We start from the raw sequence: 6,920 nt of genomic DNA on the forward strand, positions 1-6,920 counted from the left end.
AGTACCGGGCGGTAACTTGATGGGGATCTTCTACAGTGCCGATCACGTTCCGCAATCGCCCGGACCGTTTGGGTGGCCTCCGGGGGTGGTTCACCTATCCGAGTGCGTGGCGGTGCCGCGCAAGGCGTCGGCCGGTCGGTGACGGGTACGGGGGTGGACGGGGGCGAAGGGAGGCCGGACGCCCCGAAGGGGGACGGCGGCGGTCCCCCACTCGGACGCGGGGTGACAGTCGTATCCTGAGGGCGTTTCCGACTACCGAAAGCAGCCGGCCATGCGCGTGTACGTCCCCCTGACCCTCCCCGGGCTCGCCGAGGCGCACAAGGCGGGTGAGCTGGGGCCCGCCCCGCTGCGTGCGTACGCCGTCACGCCCGGGCTGCGCGAGTGGTACGTGTCCGACGACATCGAGGAGCTGGAGTACGCCGCCCTCGGTCGGGCCGCCGCCGCCTCCCTGCGGATGCTGGCGGGGGAGGAATCCGCTCCGCGCAAGCGCGTCGTCGTCGCGCTCGACGTGGACGACAAGGCCGTCACCTCCACCCCCGGGGTCGACGAGGCCACCCTCGGTCAGGTCGGCCTGGCCGCCGCGGTGCGGCTGACCGTGGCCGCCGCCGTGCACGTGGACGCCGACGACGCCCAGGAGGACGTGGCCGCCGCCGCGGCCGCGCTGGAGGCCGCCGACGGCGGGGACGGCGACGCGCAGTTCACCGTGGACGGGGCCGAGGACCACGAGCTGCTGTGGTTCGGGGTGCAGGAGATTCCGGGGCTGTTGCGATGACGGCCCGAAACGCCCACATCGTGTGGGATTGGAACGGAACGCTGCTGCACGACATCGACGCCGTCATCACCGCGACCAACGCCTCCTTCGCCGAGCTCGGCTTCGCGCCGATCACGCTGGAGACGTACCGCGACCTGTACGTCGTGCCGGTGCCCAAGTTCTACGAGCGGCTCATGGGGCGGCTGCCCACCGATGAGGAATGGGTCGTCATGGACGACACCTTCCACCGCCACTACTGGGCCGCCGCCGAGGACTCCGGGCTCGCCGAGGGCGCCCGCGAGCTGCTCGGGGAGTGGCAGCGGGCCGGGCTCACCCAGTCCCTGCTGTCCCTCGCGCCCCACGAGAAGCTCGTCCCGCTCGTCCGGGAACACGGCATCGACGGGCACTTCCTGCGCGTCGACGGCCGGATCGGCCCCTCCCACACCTCCAAGGCGGGGCACCTCGTACGCCACATGGCCGCACTGGACGGGACGGGTGTGACCGCCGGCCGTACGGTCCTCATCGGAGACGCCGTGGACGACGCGCTCGCGGCCGCCCACGTCGGCGCCAGGGCCGTGCTGTACACGGGCGGGTCCCACAGTCGCGCCAGTCTGGAATCGGCCGGTGTGCCCGTCGTGGACAGCCTGGCAGAGGCTGTTCGGACAGCTCGCGAACTGGCCGAATAGCGTCTGGACAGGTGCGCCGCGGGCCACCTGCACGGACTCCCGGCACAGTCGCTGGCCAGAGTGTCAAAGTTCCACCCCGAGATTTGTACAGATGCAGTGAATGACGACCTGGGGGTGGGGCGAGATAGCCTTGTACCCGTGATCAGCGCGATAGTCATCGGCGGCACTGGAGCCTCCGGCATGCGCCCGGCGTACGACCGTACCCGGGCCTTCGCTGATTCCCGCTGCCGGGACTCCCTGCCGAACATGGCTGATTCCCTCCCGGCAGCCTTCCCCGACGACCTAGCGTCGATATCGATCACTGACGGACGTCCCGCCTCCGGGCGGCACTCCGTCATTCCTTCCTTCACCTACGTCACGCAATGGCGCGCGACAGGAGCCAGAGGACATGCAGACCAAGCTGGACGAAGCAAAGGCCGAGCTGCTCGCACGGGCGGCCCGGGTAGCTGAGAACAGCCCGGCCGGGGGGCTACTTCCGACTGGGTCCGAGCAGGGAGAGCGTCCAGACAAGGACACGGTGCTCTCCTACCTCCAGCGCTACTACCTGCACACGGCCCCCGAGGACCTCTCGGACCGCGACCCGGTCGACGTGTTCGGGGCGGCACTCTCGCACTACCGCCTCGCCGAGAACCGTCCGCAGGGCACCGCGAACGTACGCGTGCAGACGCCCACGGTGGAGGAGAACGGCTGGACCTCCAGCCACTCGGTCGTCGAGGTCGTCACCGACGACATGCCCTTCCTCGTGGACTCCGTCACCAACGAGCTGTCCCGCCAGGGCCGCGGCATCCACGTCGTGATCCACCCGCAGGTCGTCGTCCGCCGTGACGTCACCGGCAAGCTCATCGAGATCCTCGGCCCCGACTGCGACGCGCACGGCCCCCGCACCGCGCGCCCCCACGACTCCCTCGTCGAGTCCTGGATCCACGTCGAGATCGACCGCGAGACCGACCGCGCCGACCTCAAGCAGATCACCGTCGACCTGCTGCGCGTCCTGTCCGACGTCCGCGAGTCCGTCGAGGACTGGGAGAAGATGCGCGACGCCGCGCTGCGCATCGCCGACGGCCTGCCCGAGGAGCCCACCGCCCCGGACCTGCGCGAGTACGAGCTCGAAGAGGCCCGCGAGCTGCTGCGCTGGCTCGCCGACGACCACTTCACCTTCCTCGGCTACCGCGAGTACAACCTCGTCGACGGGGACGCCCTGTCCGCCGTGCCCGGCACCGGCCTCGGCATCCTGCGCTCCGACCCGCACCACAGCGGCAAGGACGACGGCCACCCGGTCTCGCCGTCCTTCAACCGGCTGCCCGCGGACGCCCGCGCCAAGGCCCGCGAGCACCGCCTGCTGGTGCTGACCAAGGCCAACAGCCGCTCCACCGTGCACCGCCCCTCGTACCTCGACTACGTGGGCGTGAAGAAGTTCGACGCCAACGGCAACGTCGTCGGCGAGCGCCGCTTCCTCGGCCTGTTCTCCTCCGCCGCGTACACCGAATCCGTGCGCCGCGTCCCCGTCATCCGCCGCAAGGTCACCGAGGTCCTGGAGCGGGCCGGCTTCTCGCCGTCCAGCCACGACGGCCGCGACCTGACGCAGATCCTGGAGACCTACCCGCGCGACGAGCTGTTCCAGACCCCGGTCGACCAGCTCCAGTCCATCGTCACCTCCGTCCTGTACCTGCAGGAGCGCCGCCGGCTGCGGCTGTACCTGCGCCAGGACGAGTACGGGCGCTACTACTCGGCCCTCGTCTACCTGCCGCGCGACCGCTTCACCACCGGCGTCCGACTGCGGCTGATGGACATCCTCAAGGAGGACCTCGACGGCATCAGCGTCGACTTCACCGCCTGGAACACCGAGTCGATCCTCTCCCGCATCCACTTCGTCGTCCGCGTCCCGCAGGGCAAGGAACTCCCGGTCCTGACCGAGGCCGACGTCGAGCGCATCGAGGCCCGCCTCGTCGACGCCGCCCGTTCCTGGGCCGACGGCTTCTCCGAGGCCCTGGTCGCCGAGCTCGGCGAGGAGCGCGCCGCCGAACTGCTGCGCCGCTACGGCACCTCCTTCCCCGAGGGCTACAAGGCCGACCACTCGCCGCGCGCGGCCGTGGCCGACCTGTGCCACCTGGAGAAGCTCTCCGCCAGCGACCGCCCGTTCGCGCTCTCCCTGTACGAGCCGGTCGGCGCGGGCCCCGGCGAGCGCCGCTTCAAGATCTACCGGACCGGTGAGCAGGTCTCGCTGTCCGCGGTCCTGCCCGTGCTCCAGCGCCTGGGCGTCGAGGTCACCGACGAGCGCCCGTACGAGCTGCGCCGCTCCGACCGGGTCAGCGCCTGGATCTACGACTTCGGTCTGCGGATGCCGCTGTCCACCGGCAACGGGGACAACTACCTCGGCGACGACGCCCGCGAGCGGTTCCAGGAGGCCTTCGCGGCCGTGTGGACCGGCGACGCGGAGAACGACAACTTCAACAGCCTCGTGCTGGGCGCCGGGCTCACCTGGCGGCAGGCCGTCGTCCTGCGCGCGTACGCCAAGTACATGCGCCAGGCCGGCTCCACCTTCAGCCAGGACTACATGGAGGACACCCTCCGCAACAACGTCCACACCACCCGGCTGCTGGTCTCCCTCTTCGAGGCGCGGATGTCGCCCGGCCGCCAGGCCGCCGGCAGCGAGCTCGTCGACGCCATGCTGGAGGAGCTGGACGGGGCCCTGGACCAGGTCGCCTCGCTCGACGAGGACCGCATCCTGCGCTCCTTCCTGACGCTGATCAAGGCGACCCTGCGGACCAACTTCTTCCAGCTCAACGGCGCGGGCGAGCCCCACTCGTACGTGTCGATGAAGTTCGACCCGCAGGCCATCCCGGACCTGCCGGCGCCCCGCCCGGCCTTCGAGATCTGGGTGTACTCCCCGCGCGTCGAGGGCGTCCACCTGCGCTTCGGCAAGGTCGCCCGAGGCGGCCTGCGCTGGTCCGACCGCCGCGAGGACTTCCGTACGGAGATCCTCGGCCTGGTCAAGGCGCAGATGGTCAAGAACACCGTCATCGTGCCCGTCGGCGCCAAGGGCGGCTTCGTCGCGAAGAACCTCCCGGACCCGTCCGTGGACCGCGACGCGTGGCTCGCCGAGGGCATCGCCTCGTACAAGATCTTCATCTCGGCGCTGCTCGACATCACCGACAACATGGTCGCCGGCGAGGTCGTGCCGCCGAAGGGCGTCGTCCGCCACGACGAGGACGACACCTACCTCGTCGTCGCCGCCGACAAGGGCACCGCCACCTTCTCCGACATCGCCAACGGGGTCGCCGAGTCCTACGGCTTCTGGCTGGGCGACGCCTTCGCGTCGGGCGGCTCGGCCGGCTACGACCACAAGGGCATGGGCATCACGGCCCGCGGCGCGTGGGAGTCCGTCAAGCGGCACTTCCGCGAGCTGGGCCACGACACCCAGACCGAGGACTTCACCGTCGTCGGCGTCGGCGACATGTCCGGTGACGTGTTCGGCAACGGCATGCTGCTCTCCGAGCACATCCGCCTCGTGGCCGCCTTCGACCACCGGCACATCTTCATCGACCCGAACCCGGACGCGGCCACCTCGTACGCCGAGCGCCGCCGCCTGTTCGACCTGCCGCGCTCCTCGTGGGCCGACTACGACACCTCGCTGATCTCCGCGGGCGGCGGCGTCCACCCGCGCAGCGCGAAGGCCGTCCCGATCACCGCGCAGGTCCGCGAGGCCCTGGGCATCGAGGCGGGCGTCACCAAGATGACCCCGGCCGACCTGATGAAGGCGATCCTGCAGTCCCCGGTGGACCTGCTGTGGAACGGCGGCATCGGCACGTACGTCAAGGCCACGGCCGAGACGCACGCGGACGTCGGCGACAAGGCCAACGACGCCATCCGCGTCAACGGCTCCGAGATCCGGGCCAAGGTCATCGGCGAGGGCGGCAACCTGGGCCTGACCCAGCTCGGCCGCATCGAGTTCGCCCACCACGGCGGCAAGGTCAACACCGACGCCATCGACAACAGCGCGGGCGTGGACACCTCCGACCACGAGGTGAACATCAAGATCCTGCTCAACGCGGTCGTCGCCGACGGGGACATGACCGTCAAGCAGCGCAACAAGCTGCTCGCCGAGATGACCGACGAGGTCGGCACGCTCGTCCTGCGCAACAACTACGCGCAGAACACGGCGCTCGCCAACGCCTCCGCCCAGGCCCCGAGCCTGCTCCACGCCCAGCAGCGCTTCATGCGCCGCCTGGAGAGCGAGGGCCGGCTCAACCGCGAGCTGGAGTTCCTGCCCACCGACCGCCAGATCCGCGAGCTGCTCAACACCGGCAAGGGCCTGACCCAGCCGGAGCTGGCCGTCCTGTTCGCCTACACCAAGATCACGGTGGCGGACGAGCTCATCCACACCGAGCTCCCGGACGACCCGTACCTGCGCCGCCTGCTCCACGCGTACTTCCCGGGCGCCCTGCTCAAGAAGTTCCCGGAGCAGATCGACGCGCACGCGCTGCGCCGCGAGATCATCACCACGCTCCTGGTCAACGACACCGTCAACACCGGTGGTTCGACCTTCCTGCACCGCCTGCGCGAGGAGACCGGGGCCTCCCTGGAGGAGATCGTCCGGGCGCAGCTCGCCGCGCGCGAGATCTTCGGCCTGGCCAAGGTGTGGGACGCGGTGGAGGCGCTCGACAACGAGGTCGCCGCCGACGTCCAGACCCGGGTGCGGCTGCACTCGCGCCGTCTGGTCGAGCGCGGTACGCGCTGGCTGCTCAACAACCGGCCGCAGCCGCTCCAGATCACCGAGACCATCGACTTCTTCTCGGCGCGCGTCGCCGAGGTGTGGGCGGAGCTGCCGAAGCTGGTGCGCGGCGCCGACCTGGAGTGGTACCAGTCGATCCTGGACGAGCTGACGGGCGAGGGCGTCCCGGAGGAGCTGGCGGCGAAGGTCGCCGGGTTCTCCTCGGCCTTCCCGACGCTCGACATCGTCGCGATCGCCGACCGCACCGGTGTGGACCCGCTGGGTGTCGCCGAGGTGTACTACGACCTCGCCGACCGCCTGGACATCACGCAGCTGATGGACCGGATCATCGAACTGCCGCGGTCCGACCGCTGGCAGTCCATGGCCCGCGCCTCCATCCGCGAGGACCTCTTCGCGGCGCACGGGGCCCTGACCGCGGACGTCCTGTCCGTGGGCGAAGGGGACTCGACTCCCGAGGAGCGCTTCAAGGCGTGGGAGGAGAAGAACGCGGCGCTGATCGGCCGTGCGCGGACGACCCTGGACGAGATCCGGGGGTCGGACGACTTCGACCTGGCGAACCTGTCGGTGGCGATGCGGACGATGCGGTCGCTGCTGCGCGCGCACAGCTAGTCGGAAACGGCGGGGGGGGCCCCCCCCCCCGGGGGGGGGGGGGGCCCCGGGGGGTGTCAGGGGGGGGGGCGCCCCCCCCGGGGCCCCCCCCCCCCCCCCCCCCCCCCACACCCCCCCCGGGGGGGGGTGGCCCCCCCCCCCG

At 70.8% G+C, this 6,920-nt stretch carries 3 protein-coding genes; all 3 read left to right on the top strand.

Going from position 1 to position 6,920, the window contains the following annotated elements; all coding sequences use genetic code 11:
• Positions 1-271 precede the first annotated feature (271 nt).
• Positions 272-772 carry a DUF6912 family protein gene (locus ACFYYJ_RS27715; protein WP_389136372.1) on the top strand — a complete coding sequence of 167 codons (501 nt, stop codon included), beginning with the start codon at positions 272-274 and terminating at the stop codon, positions 770-772.
• Positions 769-1,437, top strand: coding sequence for an HAD family hydrolase (locus ACFYYJ_RS27720; RefSeq protein ID WP_385366367.1), 669 nt, complete (start codon positions 769-771; stop codon positions 1,435-1,437). Before ACFYYJ_RS27715 ends, ACFYYJ_RS27720 begins: the two co-directional genes overlap by 4 nt.
• A 388-nt stretch (positions 1,438-1,825) precedes the next feature.
• Entirely contained in the window at positions 1,826-6,778 is a 4,953-nt protein-coding gene (locus ACFYYJ_RS27725) for an NAD-glutamate dehydrogenase (protein ID WP_389136375.1), read from the top strand.
• Positions 6,779-6,920 lie beyond the last annotated feature (142 nt).

The organism is Streptomyces sp. NPDC002467, from assembly GCF_042889825.1.
Classification (GTDB): domain Bacteria; phylum Actinomycetota; class Actinomycetes; order Streptomycetales; family Streptomycetaceae; genus Streptomyces.